This is a genomic window from Roseibium sp., assembly GCF_965229775.1.
Taxonomy (GTDB): domain Bacteria; phylum Pseudomonadota; class Alphaproteobacteria; order Rhizobiales; family Stappiaceae; genus Roseibium.
The window spans coordinates 2,392,475-2,410,895 of the sequence record NZ_OZ245929.1 but is presented as its reverse complement, the minus strand read 5'-3'; the positions used below and the strand labels follow the sequence as shown (position 1 = coordinate 2,410,895).

Genomic DNA, 18,421 nt, shown 5'->3' with positions numbered 1-18,421 from the left:
CACGCCTTGTCTCAATGGCTGTTTCAGACTTCCCGGAAACGGTACCCTACGCCATAGAGTGTTTCGATCATGTCGAAGTCGTCGTCAACCACCTTGAACTTTTTCCGAAGGCGCTTGATGTGACTGTCGATCGTCCTGTCGTCAACATAAACCTGATCGTCATACGCCGCATCCATCAGCGCGTTCCGGCTCTTGACGACACCCGGACGCTGCGCAAGCGCCGACAGGATCAGAAACTCGGTGACCGTCAGCGTGACAGGCTTGTTGTTCCAGGTGCAGGTGTGGCGCTCCTGGTCCATGACCAGCTGGCCGCGTTCGAGCAGCTTGTCGGCATCTTCCCTCGGCGCGCTTGCGTCCTTGGGCTGCGCGCGGCGCAGGACCGCTCGGACACGTTCGACCAGAAGGCGCTGCGAAAACGGCTTCCGGATGAAATCGTCCGCACCCATCTTGAGCCCGAACAGTTCGTCGATCTCGTCATCCTTGGATGTCAGAAAAATGACCGGCAGGTCCGAGTTCTGGCGCAGCCGGCGCAGGAGCTCCATCCCGTCCATACGCGGCATCTTGATATCGAAAATTGCCAACTGCGGCGGGTCGCTCTGCAACCCGTCCAGGGCGGATGTCCCGTCCGTGTAGGTCTGGACGCGATATCCTTCCGTTTCCAGAGCAATCGACACCGAAGTCAAGATGTTGCGGTCGTCATCGACCAGAGCAATCGTCGGCATGCTTCAATTTTCCAATCCGGTCAGCACAAAAGGCGCTTCGCTTTTACTGTAACATACAGCCTTTGGCCTGCTAAATGCGCATAAATTAAGGCAAACAGTATTTTCCGGCGGACTGAAGACTTGCCGGGCAACCCAGGCGTTCCCGGGATTTCACCGAATTATACAGGCATGCGCCCCAAAGCGTCACCAAACCAAAATCATCGCGCCCGGGTGCGCGCAAGGTTAACAGATGCGCGCGATTCCGGCGCGAAAATTTTCGCTTTGCCATACAAAGCGAATATTCCGAAGGTTTCGTTTATTACTTCGCCCATCAAATTAATCATCGTTTTTTTTGTGCAGTATTTTAATCGATTAAACAAAGACATAGCACCTTTAGTAGTCTTGCTGCCCAAATATCCTTCCACTAGTTTCGCAGCCCTCATTGCCGGTCACAGCGTTTTCATTTGTCCCGGCAGATAGAATGACCTCACGAGGACGGCGGTAAAATGCAGGAAACAGGCGTCAGGAATCCTTCCAATGGCAGCGAAACGTTCGGTTTCAAGGGTCTGAACGCGGTCTATTGGAACCAGAGCGAACCTGCCCTTTACGAGCATTCCCTCAAGCGCGGCGAAACCCGGCTTGCAGCCGGAGGCGCTCTCGTTGCCGAAACCGGGGTCCATACCGGCCGCTCCCCGAAGGACAAGTTCGTGGTGCTCGACGACGAAACGCGGGACACGGTCTGGTGGGACAACAACGCGCAAATGTCGAAAGCGCAATTCGACACGCTGATGTCGGATTTCCTCGCGCATGCGGACGGACTGGACCTTTACGCGCAGGACCTGTTCGGCGGTGCCGACAAGGCACATCGGCTGCCCGTGCGGGTCTACACCGAATATGCCTGGCATTCCCTGTTCATCCGCAATCTGCTGCTGCGCCCCGAGACGGCGGAACTGGCAAGCTTCGTTCCCGAGATGACGATCGTCGATTTGCCGAGCTTCAAGGCAGATCCGGATCGTCACGGCTGCAGGACCGAAACGGTGATCGCCTGTGACCTGACACGCAAGATCGTCCTGATCGGCGGCACATCCTATGCGGGCGAGATGAAGAAATCCGTCTTCACGATGCTGAACCACCTGCTGCCGGCCAAGGGGCTCATGTCGATGCACTGTTCCGCCAATGTCGGCGACAAGGGCGATACCGCGGTATTCTTCGGATTGTCCGGCACCGGCAAGACCACGCTTTCCGCAGATCCGGCACGCACGCTGATCGGCGACGACGAACATGGCTGGAGCGAAAACGGCGTCTTCAATTTCGAAGGCGGCTGCTATGCCAAGACCATCAAGCTGTCCGCCGAAGCAGAGCCGGAAATCTACTCCACGACGCAGCGGTTCGGAACGGTTCTGGAAAATGTCGTTCTGAATGACAACCGGGTTCCGGATTTCGACGACGGCTCGAAGACGGAAAACACACGCGCAGCCTATCCGATCCATTTCATCTCTAACGCGAGCGAGACCGGCTGCGCCCCAGTGCCGCACACGATCATCATGCTGACGGCCGACGCGTTCGGCGTCATGCCGCCGCTGGCCCGCCTGACGCCCGCGCAGGCCATGTACCACTTCCTGTCCGGTTACACCGCCAAGGTGGCCGGCACCGAGAAGGGCGTCACCGAACCCCAGGCCACCTTCTCGACATGCTTCGGCGCCCCGTTCCTGCCGCGCCACCCGTCCGAATACGGCAACCTTCTGAAAAAGCTGATCGCGGAGCACAACGTGGATTGCTGGCTGGTGAATACCGGCTGGACCGGCGGCGCCTACGGCACCGGCCACCGCATGCCGATCAAGGCAACACGCGCATTGCTGCAAGCCGCGCTTTCCGGTGAGCTGAAAGGTGCCGAGTTCCGCACGGATCCGAATTTCGGCTTCGAAGTCCCGGTCGCGGTTGAGGGTGTCGATGCCCGGATCCTGACCCCCCGCGAAACCTGGGACGACACGGCGGCCTACGATGTCCAGGCGGCCAAGCTGGTGCAGATGTTCGTCGACAATTTCGAATCCTTCGAAGGTCATGTCGACGGAACCGTGCTGAGCGCGGCCCCGGCGCTCCGGTCAGCAGCCGAATAGACATTCCAATTCTTGAGGACAGCCGAGCGGCACCCGTCATCCGGGTGCCGCTTGTGCTTTAGGACGGCTTTCATCTGCACTGGAAAGGTCTATATTCAGAGAACTGAACCGGGCATTTTCCAACAGCGGAATACTCATGACCAACGACAACCTGCCTATCGCGGATGTGCTTCAAACGGCTGAAGACTGGAGCCGGTCCGGCCGCCAGGTCGCGCTCGCGACCGTCATCGAGACCTGGGGATCGGCGCCCCGTCCGACCGGCTCACATCTGGTGATCGACGCGGACGGCAATTTCGAAGGCTCGGTCTCCGGCGGCTGCGTCGAGGGAGCTGTTGTGGCCGAAGCGGTCGACGTGATCGAAACCGGGCGGCCGACCACTCTTGAATTCGGTGTTGCAGATGAGACCGCGTGGCGCGTCGGGCTGTCCTGCGGCGGCCGCATTCGCGTTTATGTCGAACCCGTCAACTGATTGAGACGAAGCCTTGCCGACAATCGAAACCTTCCTTGCCTTTCTCGCCGCCACGGCTCTGTTCGCCTACATGCCCGGCCCCGCCGTGCTTTATACCGCGGCACAGACGATCTCACGCGGGCGGCGCGCCGGCTTCATGGCGGCCGCCGGCATCCATGTCGGGTGCTACGCGCACGTCTTCGCAGCCGCTTTCGGCCTGTCGGCCATCTTTACCGTTGTGCCGACGCTCTATTTCGCGCTCAAGGTGGCCGGCGGCCTTTATCTCATTTTTCTCGGTATCCAGATGATCCGCACCCGCATGAACAGCGGGCCGGTTCCGGACCTGCCGCAGAAATCGGTCCGCAGGGCGTTCCTGGACAGCATTCTTGTCGAAGTGCTCAACCCGAAGGCCGCCATTTTCTTCATTGCCTTCCTGCCGCAATTCGTCAGCCCGGAAGCCAGCCTGCCGATCTGGATCCAGTTCCTGGTCCTGGGAACGATCGTCAACTTCGCTTTCGCGTCAGCCGATGTCATGACGGTGTTCTTTGCCTCGGAAGTCAAAAAACGCCTGGGCCGGACCTCCAGGTTCCAGAAATTCACGCGCTGGATCGGCGGGTCACTCCTGGTGGGCCTCGGCGTCAGGCTGGCAACGGACCGGGCCTAGCACCATGGACCGCCGGCTGCTTGAAGACTTGAACACGGAACGGGCCGCGCGCCGCGCGGCCATTCTCGTCACGCACCTGAAGGACGGATCGCAAGCGCTGATCCGAAAGACCGATGACTATGCGTGCGAACCGCTGGCGCCGGAATTCGACAAGCGGTTCCGCTCCGGAAAATCCGGAACGGTCGAGACCGAAACCGGCGATGCCTTTCTGACCGTCTCGGTTCCTGCACCCCGGCTTGTCCTCATCGGGGCCGTTCACATCAGTCAGGCGCTTGTGCCCATGGCCGAGCGTGCAGGGCTCGACGTAACGGTGATCGACCCGCGCACGGCCTTTGCCACGGAAGACCGGTTTCCGGGAAGCACGCTCAAGGCCGAATGGCCGCAGGACGTCCTGGAGAAGACGCCTCTGGACGCTTTCACGGCTGTTGCCGCGGTTACCCACGACCCGAAGATCGACGACTTCCCCCTCATCGAAGCGCTCCGCTCGGATTGCTTCTACGTGGGTGCGCTCGGCAGCCGAAAAACCCACGGCAAGCGGCTGGAACGGTTCACCGATGCCGGTGTCGATCCGGACCTGTTCAGCCGGATCGATGCTCCGATCGGACTGGACATCGGCGCGGCGTCTCCAGAGGAAATCGCGGTCGCGGTGCTGGGGTCGATCATCAAGGCCCTGCGCAAGCCGCCGGAGCCCGGCACATGAAGTTCGGTCCCGTGCCGCTGGACCAAGCTGCCGGCTGCATCCTCGCGCACAAGACAAACCTTCCGGACCGCGTCCTGAAGAAGGGGCATGTGCTGACCGCCGGGGATTGCCGCGATCTTCTGCGTCACGGCCTCACGGAACTTGTCGCAGCACGCCTTGAGCCCGGTGATGTCGAAGAGGACGAAGCCGCCCGTCGCCTTGGACGCGCAGCCAGGGGACCGGCCGTCGGCGAAGACACCGCCTTCACCGGCCGCATGAACCTTTACGCCGACACGGCCGGCATCCTGGTTGTCGACACGGATGCGGTGCAAGCGGCGAACCGGATCGACCCTGCCATCACCTTCGCAACCCTGCCGAACCATTCCAAGGTGATGGCGGACCGCATGATCGCAACGGCGAAGATCATCTCATTCGCCGTCTCTCACTCAGACCTGCAGCGCGCGCAGGACGCGGTTCGAGGGGCCGTTCGGGTCGCCGCGTTCAGGCCGCGCAAAGTCGGACTTGTCGCAACGTGCCTGCCGCATCTCAAGACCACGACGATGGACAAGACGCGCCGTGTTCTGGAGGACCGGCTGCGCGTGAGCGGAAGCACCATCCTTTCGGAAGCGCGCGTGCCGCACGATGAAGCGTCCGTTGCCGCGGCGATGGCATCACATGTGTCGGCAGGTGCCGATTTCCTCATCCTGTTCGGCGCGTCCGCAGTGGTCGACCGGCTCGACGTTCTCCCGGCGGCGGTCGACCTTGCCGGCGGCACCGTCTCTCATCTGGGCATGCCGGTCGATCCGGGCAATCTGCTCATGCTCGCGGACCTTGAGGGGGTGCCCGTATTGGGCGCTCCGGGATGTGCGCGCAGCCCGAAGGAGAATGGCTTCGACTGGGTTCTCGACCGTTTGCTTGCAGATGTGGAGACAGGGCCGGACGACATTACCGCCATGGGCGTCGGAGGCCTGCTGATGGAAATCGGAACCAGACCGCAGCCGCGTGAAGTAAAACGGCCGTCGCCGGCTTCCAGGATCGCGGTCATGATCCTCGGTGCCGGGAAGTCCACCCGGATGGGCGGTCCGAACAAGCTGCTTGCAAGGCTGAACGGCAAGTCTCTGGTCAGGCATGCCGGTGAAGCCGCGATCGGGGTGGCGCCGTCGCATACGTTGCTTGTGACCGGCCACCTTGGCGAACAAGTCAGCGCAGAAGTCGCGGATCTCGACATCATGCCCGTTTTCAATCCGGATTTCGAAGACGGCATGGCCAGCTCGATCAGAACGGGGATGAAGGCACTCGACCCTGACACCGATGCGGTGGTCATTCTGCTTGGCGACATGCCGATGATCACCAGCGCCGACATAAAGACCATGATCGAGACCTATCGCGACAATGCCGACGGTCTCATTGTCGCTGCGACCGCAGACGGCAAGCGCGGCAATCCGGTTCTTTGGGACAAGCGCTTCTTCCATGACCTGGCGACTTTGCGCGGCGATATCGGCGCCAGACACATCATCGCGGAGAACCCGGGTTTCGTCGCCGAAGTGGAGTTGGGACCGGCCGCTCGGCTGGATCTGGACACACCCGAGGCCCTGAAAGACGCGGGCGGATCGTTCGAGGATCAGTGAGGCGTGCGCGACCGCCAAATACCGGTAACCAGCCGTTAACCCGCTATGCGCTGAATGCAAGCCGGAATTGCCTGTTGCACTATTGCATTTTTGTGACATGCCGCTTATGTAATGCCTGCGCTTGCTGAAGAGCACCTGTGATGGGTTGGACGGCAGTTATCGTCCCGGGCGCTGGCAATATCCGAGATCTATCGAAAGCTGTTCGGATCCTCACCTCCCGAGGATGCTCGAGCGCTTTTGTCGCTTGAACGAAAAGGAAAATAAAAATGGCTGACTTGTCTCTTCCGCGTCCGGGCTGCTGCAAATGGGCAGAAGGCGATGCAGGCAACTACACGTTCCCGTGCAACAACCGCGTCGAAGCAGGCGTTTCCTATTGCACCGAGCATAGCGCAATCGTCTACATTCCGCCGGAAGAGCGCCGCCGCAACCGGTCTTCGGGTGGTGGCATGAGCCTGTCCTTCCGCCGCGCGGCGTAACACTGCCAGCGCACCACGGACACATCGTTCGTGGCAAAATTCACGCTTTCGGAACCCGGCCTCGACGCCGGGTTTTTTGTTGCCGTTTCCAACGCCCCGCCCCGGCCGCTTCCCGGCGGGCCGATCAATGCACCGTACAGTTCGTGACACCGGGAGCCAACAATTCGGCCTTTATCACAAGTCCGCATCAAAGCCGGGCGGCAAGCCACAAGCAAAGCCCCTTGTCATAATTAATTATGTCCCGACAGTTTCTTGATACGCCAATGCAACTATTCGGTTTTTTTGCAGGGCGACATTTCAATTTTGGGTTTATTGCGTATATGTTGACTATAAATCGATACTATTTCCCGGGCAGTGGCCAGTACAACTTCAGATTTGGAGTCCTTGCCGAATATGGCGCTTGCGCAGGCTCAAATTGAGACGGAAAGACTTGACGCCCTTCGCCGGCTTTCGATCTTTCGTTCCGAACGGCAGCCGGAATTCGATGCCGTCGTATCGAATCTCGCTCATCTGCTCGATTGCCCCATCTCCGTCGTATCGATCGTCCACGAAGAAGACATCTGGTTCAAGGCAGCCTTCGGCCTCGGCGCCACGGAAGTCCCGCGCGAAAACTCTTTCTGCGGACACACCATACTGTCCGATGACGTCGTGATCGTGCCGGATGCGACCAAGGACGAGCGGTTCAAGGACATTCCGCTCGTGACAGGCGATTTCGGCGCCCGCTTCTATCTCGGTTGCCCTGTCAAGGTCGACGGCAAGCACCGCATCGCAACCATCTGCGTCATGGACACGAAACCACATGCGGTCAGTGACGCCGATGTCGAGCACATCAAGAATGCAGCACGGGTGGTTGAGGGTCTGATCAAGGCGCGGAAAACCGAAATCGAGCTGCGCGAGGCGCTAACCCGCGCTCAGAGCGACCACCACCGGGGCACCCCGGCCGATATTCACCGGCCGGAATTCCTGGCCCGGACGACATTCGAGGCGTCCCGGGACGGCATCCTGTTCCTGGATCAGTCCGGGCGCATCAGGTCCTTCAACCCTGCCGCAGCGGCGTTGCTCGGATGCTCCGAGGCGACACTGGCACAGACCCATATCCAGGACCTTGCGCACGGTCTTCAGGACATCGCGTCCCCCGACGGCTCGATGGCAAACCCGCTTTCGCTGGCGGTGAGCCATCCGGAGAGCCTGCAGGACCGGGAGGTGCGGTTGACGAGTTCGGTCAACGGAAAGGACAAGTGGCTCCGGCTTGGCGTCAAACCCGTGACGCAAGGAGCTGACGGCCTGCATGATGGCGTGGTTCTGTCCCTAACGGACATCACGAGTGACAAGCAGCAGGCCGATACGCTGCAGGCTTTCTTCGACAATTTCCCGGGCGGTCTCGTTCACTACAACAGCCAGCTTCAGCTGACCTACTGGAACGAGGAATTCGAGCGGCTGCTGGACATGCCACGCAGCTTCCTCGAGCAACGCCCCAACCTGCAGCAGGTGATCCGGTTTCTGGCCGACCGCGGCGACTACGGGCCGGGTGATCCGGGCGAGATCGCTGCAGACCGCCTGGAAAGGTACGGCGCAGGCAGCCAGCACGCCTATGAGCGCCGGACGCGCGAAGGCAAGGTTCTGGAAATCCGCGGCACCCCGCTTCCCGGAGGCGGCAATGTCTCCAGCTTCCTGGACATCACCGCCAGGAAGGAAATGGAGGGGATGCTCGTCGACAAGGAAAAGTTTGTCAGAAGCCGGCTCGATGAACTTGAAGCCATCATCGCCAATATGCGCCAGGGCGTCAGCGTGTTCGACGACAAGGGACGGATCAAGCTTTGGAACCGCCATTTTCTCGAACTGTTCGGAAAGTCGGATGGTGAAATCAAGAGGGGCATGAGCCTGGTCGAGGTACTGCAACTCGAAAAGCAACGTGGCGAATTTAACGAAGACCCGGTCGCGTTTGATGCGACGCTGCGCCGGCAGCTGGACGCCGGCGAGGTGGTCAAGGCCAAGTTCAAGCACATCAACGGCAAGATCATCGGCATTGTCCGCACGCCCCTGCCCGATGGCGGCTGGGTCGGGACATATGAAGACATCACCTCACGGGAAATGGCGACAGAGAAGATAACCTATGCCGCCCATCACGATACGCTGACCGGACTGGCCAACCGGACGCTTTTCAATCTCAAGCTAGAAGACGCCATCACGCGGGCGGTTCATTTCGGTGAAACCAGCGATCTCCTGATGATCGACCTGGATCACTTCAAACCGGTCAACGACACCTATGGCCATGATGCCGGCGACAGCCTGCTGCGCCTGGCTGCCACACGCCTCAAGGAGTGCGTGCGCTCCAAGGATACGGTCGCGCGGCTTGGCGGCGACGAGTTCGCCATCATCGCGCGGAACCTGCCGGAAGAGCAGGAACGGGTCTGCGCGATTGCGAAACGGATCGTCGAAGCGCTCATGAAGCCGTACGAGATCAACGGCAACATGATCGAGGTCAGCGCGAGTGTCGGCATCACCGCAATTGCAAGCACCGACAAAAGCGCCAACGCGATCCTCAAGAAAGCGGATATCGCGCTTTATGCGGTGAAAAACGAAGGCCGCAACGGTTTCAGGCATTTCGACGATCTGCCGCCGGAGACCTGATCGAGCCCGGAAAATCGGTCGGATGCGGAATGATCTTTTGCCGCGGGCGCTTGTGAATTTTTGTCAACCAGATTGCCCTAACGTTAAATTTATCTCGCCACGCCGTCGACTTAATCATTTGTTGCATTTGTTGCCCCACTCTTGGAGGCAACCCGGGCGACCGGTCCGGGTGTTGCCCCACAAGCGAAGCACGGCATGAGCACAACACTGGAAACGGCGGAAACGGAGCGCTTGAAAGCCCTGGACGAGCTGCAGATCGTCGGATCTGAACGGCTGCCGGAGTTTGACGCCGTCGTCGATGCGATCGCCGCCATTTTCGATTGCCCGATCGCCCTTGTCTCCCTGGTCGGCGAAGACGAGCAATGGTTCAAGGCCCGCTGCGGTCTTGACGTCGATGGCACGGCCCGCGACGTGTCGTTCTGCCAGCACGCGATCCTGTCCGACGAGTTGTTTGTCGTTCCCGATGCGCTTGAAGACCAAAGGTTCAGGGACAACCCTCTCGTCACGGGCGCTCCCCATATCCGCTTCTATGCCGGTTATCCGCTCTCGATCGACGGGACGAACCGGCTGGGCACACTCTGCGTCATTGATCGCGAGCCAAAACAACCCAGCGCGCAGCAACTGGACCAGTTGCGCCGGCTCGGCAAGGTGGTCGAGGGACTGATATCGGCACATCGATTGCGCCAAGAGAAAGAGGCTGCCCTCAGCGAGGCGTCGCGCGAACATGAGCGGGCGATCCTTGAGAGCGATCTACTGGAAGAAGTGACGGCTGTCTCGGGCGTCGGCGGATGGGAACTCTGCCTGCGCACCAACATCCTGACCTGGACCGAGAAGACCAAGGAGATCCACGAAGTTCCGGCTGACTTCACGCCGACTGTGGACTTCGCCCTGTCCTTCTACCCGCCCGACAGCCGCGCAAAGGTTTCCTCCGCAGTGCAGGACGCAATTGAAAACGGCGTCTCCTGGGACGTGGAGGTGCCGTTTGTCACCGCCAAGGGCCGTGACATCTGGGTGCGCGCCGTCGGCCGGCCGATCCTGGAGGACGGCGAGGTCGTCCGGCTGGTCGGAGCATTTCAGGACATCACCGCCCGGAAAGAAAACGAGCAGACAGTCCTTTTTTCCGAAGCCCTGAAGCGGGCGACGCTGCAGACGCTGTCCGAGGGTGTCGTGGTGGTCGGCAGGTCCGGGCGCATTCAGACAATCAATGCTGCCGGGGCCAACCTTCTCGGTTTTGAGGTCGAGAAGATCAAAGGCGCGCGGTTTCAGGACCTCGGCCTGGATTTCATCGGTGAAGACAACCAGCACCTCGAACCTGAAGCCCTTGTCCGGACCGTTCTCGACACGATGACCAAGGTCGACGCCATGGTTGTTCACGTCAAGCGGCGCAACGAACCGGCGGGTATCTGGCTCAGCATCAATGTTTCTTCCATCGACGACGCCAATGAATTCGGCCTCGATGGCGCTGTTCTGTCGCTGACGGACATCACGGAAAACAAACGCCAGGGAGATACGCTCAAGGCGGTCTTCGACAATTTTCCGGGCGGCATGGTTCACTTTGACGAGACGATGCGCCTTGCCAACTACAACGATGCGTTCCAGAACGCGTTCAAGCTTCCAGGCGATTTTCTTGCGCAACGCCCGCATCTGAAGGAAACGATGATGTACGCCGCGCGGCAGGAACATCAGGACGACGACAACCACGAAGAAATCGTCGAGGGCAGGTTCAATCCCTTCATGAGCGGCAAGCCCGAGCAGATTGAGCGGGTGACGGCGGACGGCACCGTCCTGGACGTGCGGTCGATGCCGCTGCCGAATGGCGGGATCGTGTTCAGCCTCATGGACATCTCGGAACGCAAACAGCGCGAACTCATCATTCGCCAGGCCGAAGCGGTTCAGAGGACGACGCTCGATGCGGTGAGCGAAGGCATTCTGCTGCTGTCGCATGACGGTACGATTGAGACGGCGAACCCGATGGCCGAAAGGCTGCTGGGATATCAGGGCAGACGCCTCGTCGGTCTGCAGATCGAAGAACTCGACCACGCGCTGACCTGCACCGAGCTCGGCGCCATCAGTGACGACAATCCGCTTGCCCTTGCCATCAGGGATCCCGATGCCGTCACCGATCTCGTTGCAAGTCTGAGGACCGCAACGTCGGGCCGGGCGACATGGCTTCGCGTGAATGCGAGACCGATCGACAGCCAGGGCGAACATGGCCTGGACGGTATTGTCGTTTCGCTTGCGGATATCACCGAAACCAAGGAACAGGCCGACACGCTGCAGGCCATTTTCGACAATTTTCCCGGTGGCTTCGCCTATTACGACGAGAATTTCCAGCTCGGCTCGGCGAACACGGGGTTCGCCAGGTTGCTCGGATATCCGCAGGATTTCGTCGATCAGAAACTGCACCTACTCGACTACCTGAAATATAACGCGGAACGCGGAGACTACGGCGAAGGCGATCCCGAGCAGCTCGCTCTGGATATTTTCCAATCCTACGATCGCAGCAAACCGCACAGCTACGTTCGCGGCGCAGCCGACGGGACCTTTCTGGAAATACGAGGAACACCGCTCCCCTCGGGAGGCTTCGTCTACAATTTCTTCGATGTCACGGACAGGAAGAAGCTGGAAGAGCAACTGGCGGAAAACGAACGGGGCGCGCGCCTGAGATCGCAGGAGCTGGAGGCCATCCTTGCCAACATGCGCCAGGGCGTGAGCGTGTTCGACGCAAATGGCCAGCTCAAGCTCTGGAACAAGCAATATGTCGACATCTTCGACAAGCCCGAAGGCGATGTGCGCGCAGGCGTGACGCTTGTCGAACTGATCGAAGCGGAAAAACGCCGCGGCGAGTTCGATGGCGACGTGCTCGAGCATGTCAGGGACCTGCTGATCCGCCTGTCGTCCGGGGAAGTCGTGCGATCAAAGTTCAAGCATCCCGGCGGCAAGTTCATCAGCGCGGTCCACGCGCCACTGCCGGGCGGCGGATGGATCGGCACCCATGAAGACGTGACCATCAGCGAGCTGGCTGTCCAGAAGATCGAATACGCCGCGCATCACGACACCCTGACCGGACTGGCCAACCGGACGTTGTTCAACGCGACGCTGGACGAAGCCCTGCGCTCACTGGATGACGACACGCAAAGCATTCTGATGCTTCTCGACCTCGACAAGTTCAAGCCGGTCAACGACACCTACGGGCACGACGCGGGTGACTCGCTCCTGAAACAGGTCGGTGAACGGCTGAAATCCTGCGTGCGGTCCACCGACCTCGTCGCCCGCCTCGGCGGTGACGAATTCGGCATCATTCTCAACCGCTCGGACCGGAAGGTCGCCGAAGTCATCGCGAGCCGCATCGTGCACAAGCTCCAGGTGCCCTTCAATATCAACGATCTGTCCATCAGGATCGGCGTGAGCGTCGGGCTTTCGCCGATCTATGCCGGCTGTGACGACGTGAGTGCGATCATCAAGAACGCGGATATCGCGCTCTACGACGTCAAGAACAGCGGCAGAAACGCCTTCAAGTATCTGGAGCCGGGTGCGGCCGAGAGCGCTGCCGCCGGCTGATCCGGACAATTGCGCTCCGGCAGCAGTTTCACAATCGAAAAGCCTTTTCGGATCGAACCCACTGCTGTCCGGTTCGGAAAGGACTGTCGAACTTATGTCTCTGAGAAAACGCAATAATTCCGTGCGACACCAGGTCTGCTTGCGAAACTGTTTCCCCGATTTGTCATCCCGGTTTGCTGCGCAAGCGGCAAGACCGGGAACCAGTACTCTGTGTCGCCGTTGATGAATGGAATACGGAAAATCCAGTGGTTACTAGGTTCCGGCCTTCCGCTGCGCTGCAGCCGGAATGACAAGTCTCTTGATTTGAGATGGTCACCACAACCATCGTCATTGCAGGGCTTGACCCTGCAATCCATGCCGTGACCTCTCCTCCGCCTCAGGATCTAGAGAGGAAACGGCTTGGATGCCATGGTCAAGCCATGGCATGACGGAGGACAGATGGAAGTTCGCGGAGGCGGCAAGGTCTGCCTTTGTGCCGGCCGATCCGGTGAAAGCGTACTTCCAGGCAGCAAGCGAGCGACGAGGGGACCACGTCTCCACAACCATCGTCATTGCAGGGCTTGACCCTGCAATCCATGCCGTGACCTCTCCTCCGCTGCATGTTTCAGAAACGAAACGGCATGGATGCCATGGTCAAGCCATGGCATGACCGCTGAGATGTATCAACGTCGTTGAGAAAGCGTGATTGTGCCGTCAGATGCCGAAGCGGGATACAGAATAGCCTCCTCGATGTGTCATCCCGGTTTGCTGCGCAAGCGGCAAGACCGGGAACCAGTACCCACTGTGGCCGGCGGTTCTCAGAAGTAGGAGAAACAGCTGGATACCGGGTTCCGGCCTTCCGCTTCGCTGCAGCCGGAATGACAAGTCTCCCGACCTGGGATGTTCTCACCAACCATCGTCATTGCAGGGCTTGACCCTGCAATCCATGCCGTGACCTCTCCTCCGCTGCATGTTTCAGAAACGAAACGGCATGGATGCCATGGTCAAGCCATGGCATGACCGCCGAGATGTATCAGCGTCGTTGAGAAAGCATCATTGTGCCGTCAGATGCCGAAGCGGGATACAGAATAGCCTCCACGATTTGTCATCCCGGTTTGCTGCGCACGCGGCAAGACCGGGAACCAGTACTCAGTGTCGCCGTTGACGAATGGAATACGTAAATTCCAGTGATTACCGGGTTCCGGCCTTCCGCTTCGCTGCAGCCGGAATGACAAGATCAATGACTGGTGATCGCTCACGAGATCCCTTTCAAGTCAAACCGGACAACAGGGGACCGAAGCTATGCCGCTTTCACCGTCGAGAGGAACTTCTCGATGACGATGTGCATCTCTTCGGATTGCTTCGAGAGCGTTTCCGCCGCCTCGACCACCGTCCCGGCGGCCCTGTCCGTTTCCGCAGCCGCCTCGGAGACCTGAACGATGCTCTGGCTGACTTCGGCGGTGCCCTGGGAGGCCTGGTCGACGCTTTGGGATATCTCCGCCGTCGCGTCGGTCTGCTGCTCGACGGCCGTGGCAATCGAATTCGCGACCGTGTTTATCTCCTGGATGGTCGTGGCGATGTTCTGAATACCGTCGACGGCCTCCCGGGTTTCCGACTGGATCGCCGAGATCTTGGAAGAGATTTCCTCGGTGGCCTTGCCGGTCTGGCTGGCCAGTTCCTTGACCTCGGCCGCGACCACCGCAAATCCCTTGCCGGCTTCACCGGCCCTTGCCGCCTCGATGGTCGCATTGAGTGCAAGCAGATTGGTCTGTTCCGCGATCGTGGAAATCAACGAGATAACTTCGCCGATGTCTTCGGCAACATTGGCGAGCCCGGCAATCTGCCGGTTGGTGCGCTCGGCGTCGTCGGTGGCCTTTTGCGCGATATCGGCGGAATGCCCGACCTGACTGGTTACACCGGCGAGCGACACGGACAATTCCTCGGCAGCCGCGGCAACCGTCTGCACATTCGTCGTTGCTTCCTCCGCCGCACTGGCAACCATGGTCGCCTGGCCGTTTGTCCCGCGGGCTGTTTCGGTCATGGCCGACGCGGTATTCTGAAGGTTTCCGGTCGCTGCGGTGATCGTGTCCAGCATCTGCTTGGCCGACTGCTCGAATTCGACGACTGCTTCGGAGACACGGGTATTGCGCGCCTCGCGCTCAGCCATCTCCTGCTGCTGTTTCTCTTCGAGCCGCAACCGCTCGACGACACCGTCCCGGAAACCGGCAATGGACTTGGCAACGACACCGATCTCATCCTTTCGGCGCGCCTCGGCAAAGGCGACCTCGGTGTCGCCGGAAGCTAGCTGCTGCGCGTCCTCGACGAGCATGGTCAACGGTTTCGTGATCGCCCGGGCGATGACGAATGCCAGAGCGATGGCGAGGAGAAACGTGATCGCACATGCGATTCCGACCTGCCACATGGCACTGCTCAGATAGGACTGGGTTTCAGAGGCGATAAGCTCAGCGTCGACGCCGGCGCTTTCCTTCATGAGCGTTGCCTGGCGGCTGATCTCCGCTCCCTTGGCAAGCAGCGTGTCGTCCCTGATCGCATTGCGTTCCCAGATTACGTCTCTGACGCGCCGCGCTGCCTCGAGATAGGTGACGATCATCGGCTCGATCGCAGCCAGGATTTCCCGGCGCCGGGGGTTTTCGACACTTTCGTCGAGAGCCTTGAACCGGTCCGCGAAGTCCGCGAAGCTCTTTTCCAGACGTTCGAAATCCGCCTCGTCGTTGGAAGCCAGGAACTTCATCATGTAGAGACGGCCGAGCAGGAGGTTCTCCTGCGCCTGCGCAGCGAAGTTCGCCGTCACCGGATCGTTGTCCTCCGTTGCCGTGCGATTGATCTCCGTGATCAGCTTGCGCACCTCCGGCCCGAGAACATCCAGCTTGTTCGTGACGAGTTCGTCGCGCTCTGCATAGAGGGTCGATACGGCTGCCAATGCGGTTTCAAACGATCCGATCTCGGCAATGATGATGTCCCTGTTGCGGACACGTTCTGGATTGGCGATTTCCTGCTTCGCGATTTCTCCGCCGGCCTTGACCTGATCAATGAAGTCCTGGGCCTCGGCCTTGTCCTCAGGCGAACGCGAAGCAATGTAGCGCAGCGTGGCGCGCACCGCCTTGGCCATGTCCGCATTCAGTTCGGATGCCAGCAGAGCGTCTTCGCTCATATCGGCAAGATCCGCGACCGCCCGGGAAGACGCGTTGAATTGATACAGGGAAAATGTACCGAAAAAAGCCAGGAAACAGGCGACGATGCCGAACCCCAGCAGCACTCTCATCTTGACGCTCATGAACCGCTCCAGAAAAATACCGTAGCGGAATATTTTGTTCTTCAGATTAATTGTAGGTAAAAATTCCAAAAAAGAAAAAGTGTTTTTATTGAATGGAAAAAAATATTTAGTTATTTCTAACAGAATTTACAATCTCAAAATACAAACCGCTCAGATAACACTTTATTGTTGCGCAACACGCAAGTTTTACTTTGAATTTTCAAATAACATTATTCTACGTTTGAAATCCGGGATCAGATCACAAAAAAACGGCTCCCGGGGAGCCGTTTAAATTTCGTGGATGCTGTGCGACCGGTATCAGACCTGCTTCAACGCCTCGGCGACGTCCTTGAGCCGGCGAAGCGTGCGGTCGGCTTTCTGTTGCGTCGCGTCATCCTTTGCGTCCGCGACGTCTTCCTCGGCGTTCTGGATCGCCTGGTCGAGCTGCTCACGGCTGATTTCCGCAACCGGCACCGCCTGTTCGGCAAGAACGGTCAATCCGCCTGCAGAGACGTCCGCAAATCCACCGCGCACGAAATACTCATCCCAGGAATCGCCTTCGCCGCGAACCTTCAGGATGCCGGGTGCGATGCTGGACATGAAAGGACTGTGGTCTTTCAGAACACCGAATTCACCTTCGGCACCGGGAACGACCACTTCCGAGACCTGTGCGGACAGGAGCTGGCGTTCCGGCGAGACCAACTCGAACTGGAAAAGTTCAGCCATGTGGCGTCTTCCTTGTCAGTCTTCTTCTCAGATGGCGAGGCCATCATGCTTGAACAAAACCGGACGTCCCGACGGACGTCCGGGTCAATCTTGAAATCAGGCGGCTTCCGCTGCCAGTTTCTGTGCCTTCTCGACGGCTTCCTCGATGGAGCCGACCATGTAGAAGGCAGCTTCCGGCAGGTGATCGTACTCGCCGTCGACAAGGCCCTTGAAGCCCTTGATCGTGTCTTCGAGAGCAACCAGCTTGCCCGGAGATCCGGTGAAGACCTCGGCCACGAAGAACGGCTGCGACAGGAAGCGCTCGATCTTGCGGGCACGTGCCACGGTCAGCTTGTCTTCTTCGGAAAGCTCGTCCATGCCGAGGATGGCGATGATGTCCTGCAGGGCCTTGTAGCGCTGCAGCGTCCCCTGAACGGCACGCGCGGTGTTGTAATGCTCTTCACCGATGATGCGGGCGTCAAGCATGCGCGACGTGGAATCGAGCGGATCCACGGCCGGGTAGATGCCCTTTTCCGCGATCGCGCGGTTCAGAACGGTCGTCGCGTCCAGGTGGGCGAAGGTCGAAGCCGGCGCCGGGTCGGTCAAGTCATCGGCAGGCACGTAAACGGCCTGCACGGACGTGATCGAGCCCTTGTTGGTCGTGGTGATGCGCTCCTGCATCGAGCCCATGTCGGTCGCAAGCGTCGGCTGATATCCCACAGCGGACGGGATACGGCCGAGAAGTGCGGACACTTCCGAACCGGCCTGCGTGAAGCGGAAGATGTTGTCGACGAAGAACAGAACGTCCTGGCCTGCGTCACGGAAATGCTCGGCAACCGTCAGACCGGTCAGGGCAACACGTGCACGCGCTCCGGGAGGCTCGTTCATCTGGCCGTAAACGAGGGCCGCCTTGGAGCCTTCTCCGCCGCCTTCCTTGTTCACGCCGGATTCGATCATTTCCCAGTAAAGGTCGTTGCCTTCACGGGTCCGCTCGCCGACACCGGCGAACACGGAGTAACCGCCGTGCGCCTTCGCGACGTTGTTGATCAGTTCCATGATGAGAACGGTCTTGCCGACGCCCGCGCCGCCGAACAGGCCGATCTTGCCGCCCTTCGCGTAAGGTGCGAGCAGATCCACGACCTTGATGCCGGTGACCAGGATTTCAGCTTCCGTGGACTGTTCGATGAACGTCGGAGCTTCCTGGTGGATGCCGCGCTTGTCCGTGTGCGGAATTTCGCCTGCTTCATCGACCGGCTCGCCGATCACGTTCATGATGCGGCCCAGAGTGCCGTCGCCGACCGGCACGGCGATCGGTGCGCCGGTGTCGACAACTTCCTGTCCGCGCACCAGACCCTCGGTGGAGTCCATCGCGATGGTGCGTACCGTGTTCTCGCCGAGGTGCTGTGCAACCTCGAGAACCAGTCGTACACCCTGGTTGTCAGCTTCCAGAGCGTTCAGGATCAACGGCAGGTGGTCATCGAACTTGACGTCGACAACGGCGCCGATGACCTGGGTGATCCGTCCGACCTGTTTGTCAGCCATATCCCTAATCCTCGTC

General features: G+C 59.7%; 12 protein-coding genes. 8 read left to right on the top strand and 4 right to left on the bottom strand.

The genetic code is table 11. The features are described 5' to 3' along the window. Window positions 1-23: 23 nt before the first annotated feature. Window positions 24-722, bottom strand: coding sequence for a response regulator transcription factor (locus ACO07N_RS10970; protein ID WP_029064229.1), 699 nt, complete (start codon window positions 720-722; stop codon window positions 24-26). A 485-nt stretch (window positions 723-1,207) separates the two neighbouring features. Between ACO07N_RS10970 and ACO07N_RS10965 the strand changes: the two genes are divergently transcribed. The 8 genes from ACO07N_RS10965 (at window position 1,208) to ACO07N_RS10930 (ending at window position 12,905) form a co-directional block, all read left to right on the top strand. Continuing rightward, window positions 1,208-2,818, top strand: coding sequence for a phosphoenolpyruvate carboxykinase (locus tag ACO07N_RS10965; RefSeq protein ID WP_421981049.1), 1,611 nt, complete (start codon window positions 1,208-1,210; stop codon window positions 2,816-2,818). A gap of 136 nt (window positions 2,819-2,954) precedes the next feature. Then, window positions 2,955-3,287: an XdhC family protein gene (locus ACO07N_RS10960; protein ID WP_421981048.1), complete on the top strand. Its 333-nt coding sequence runs from the start codon at window positions 2,955-2,957 to the stop codon at window positions 3,285-3,287. Window positions 3,288-3,300: 13 nt separating this feature from the next. Then, a complete protein-coding gene (locus tag ACO07N_RS10955; protein WP_421981047.1) occupies window positions 3,301-3,930 on the top strand; it encodes a LysE family translocator in 630 nt (209 codons plus the stop codon). A gap of 4 nt (window positions 3,931-3,934) precedes the next feature. After that, window positions 3,935-4,630 carry an XdhC family protein gene (locus ACO07N_RS10950; protein ID WP_421981046.1) on the top strand — a complete coding sequence of 232 codons (696 nt, stop codon included), beginning with the start codon at window positions 3,935-3,937 and terminating at the stop codon, window positions 4,628-4,630. After that, window positions 4,627-6,237: an NTP transferase domain-containing protein gene (locus ACO07N_RS10945; protein ID WP_421981045.1), complete on the top strand. Its 1,611-nt coding sequence runs from the start codon at window positions 4,627-4,629 to the stop codon at window positions 6,235-6,237. Before ACO07N_RS10950 ends, ACO07N_RS10945 begins: the two co-directional genes overlap by 4 nt. Before the next feature lie 266 nt (window positions 6,238-6,503). Next, on the top strand, window positions 6,504-6,713 hold the full coding sequence (locus tag ACO07N_RS10940) for a hypothetical protein (RefSeq protein ID WP_306142487.1): 210 nt from the start codon (window positions 6,504-6,506) through the stop codon (window positions 6,711-6,713). Window positions 6,714-7,106: 393 nt separating this feature from the next. Next, window positions 7,107-9,344, top strand: coding sequence for a PAS-domain containing protein (locus ACO07N_RS10935; RefSeq protein ID WP_421981044.1), 2,238 nt, complete (start codon window positions 7,107-7,109; stop codon window positions 9,342-9,344). 195 nt (window positions 9,345-9,539) lie between these two features. Beyond that, entirely contained in the window at window positions 9,540-12,905 is a 3,366-nt protein-coding gene (locus ACO07N_RS10930; protein WP_421981043.1) for a PAS-domain containing protein, read from the top strand. A gap of 1,279 nt (window positions 12,906-14,184) precedes the next feature. On the opposite strand, the gene ACO07N_RS10925 is transcribed toward ACO07N_RS10930, so the two are convergent. The 3 genes from ACO07N_RS10925 to atpD form a co-directional block, all read right to left on the bottom strand. Beyond that, window positions 14,185-16,179 (bottom strand): methyl-accepting chemotaxis protein, encoded by a 1,995-nt coding sequence (locus ACO07N_RS10925; RefSeq protein ID WP_421981042.1) that lies wholly within the window; start codon window positions 16,177-16,179, stop codon window positions 14,185-14,187. Between the two features lie 297 nt (window positions 16,180-16,476). Further along, the gene (locus tag ACO07N_RS10920; protein ID WP_421981041.1) at window positions 16,477-16,884 is read right to left on the bottom strand and encodes a F0F1 ATP synthase subunit epsilon; all 408 of its coding nucleotides are present in this window, start codon (window positions 16,882-16,884) and stop codon (window positions 16,477-16,479) included. A gap of 96 nt (window positions 16,885-16,980) precedes the next feature. Then, window positions 16,981-18,405, bottom strand: a complete 1,425-nt coding sequence (gene atpD, locus ACO07N_RS10915) for a F0F1 ATP synthase subunit beta (protein WP_421981040.1) — start codon at window positions 18,403-18,405, stop codon at window positions 16,981-16,983. Window positions 18,406-18,421: the final 16 nt, after the last annotated feature.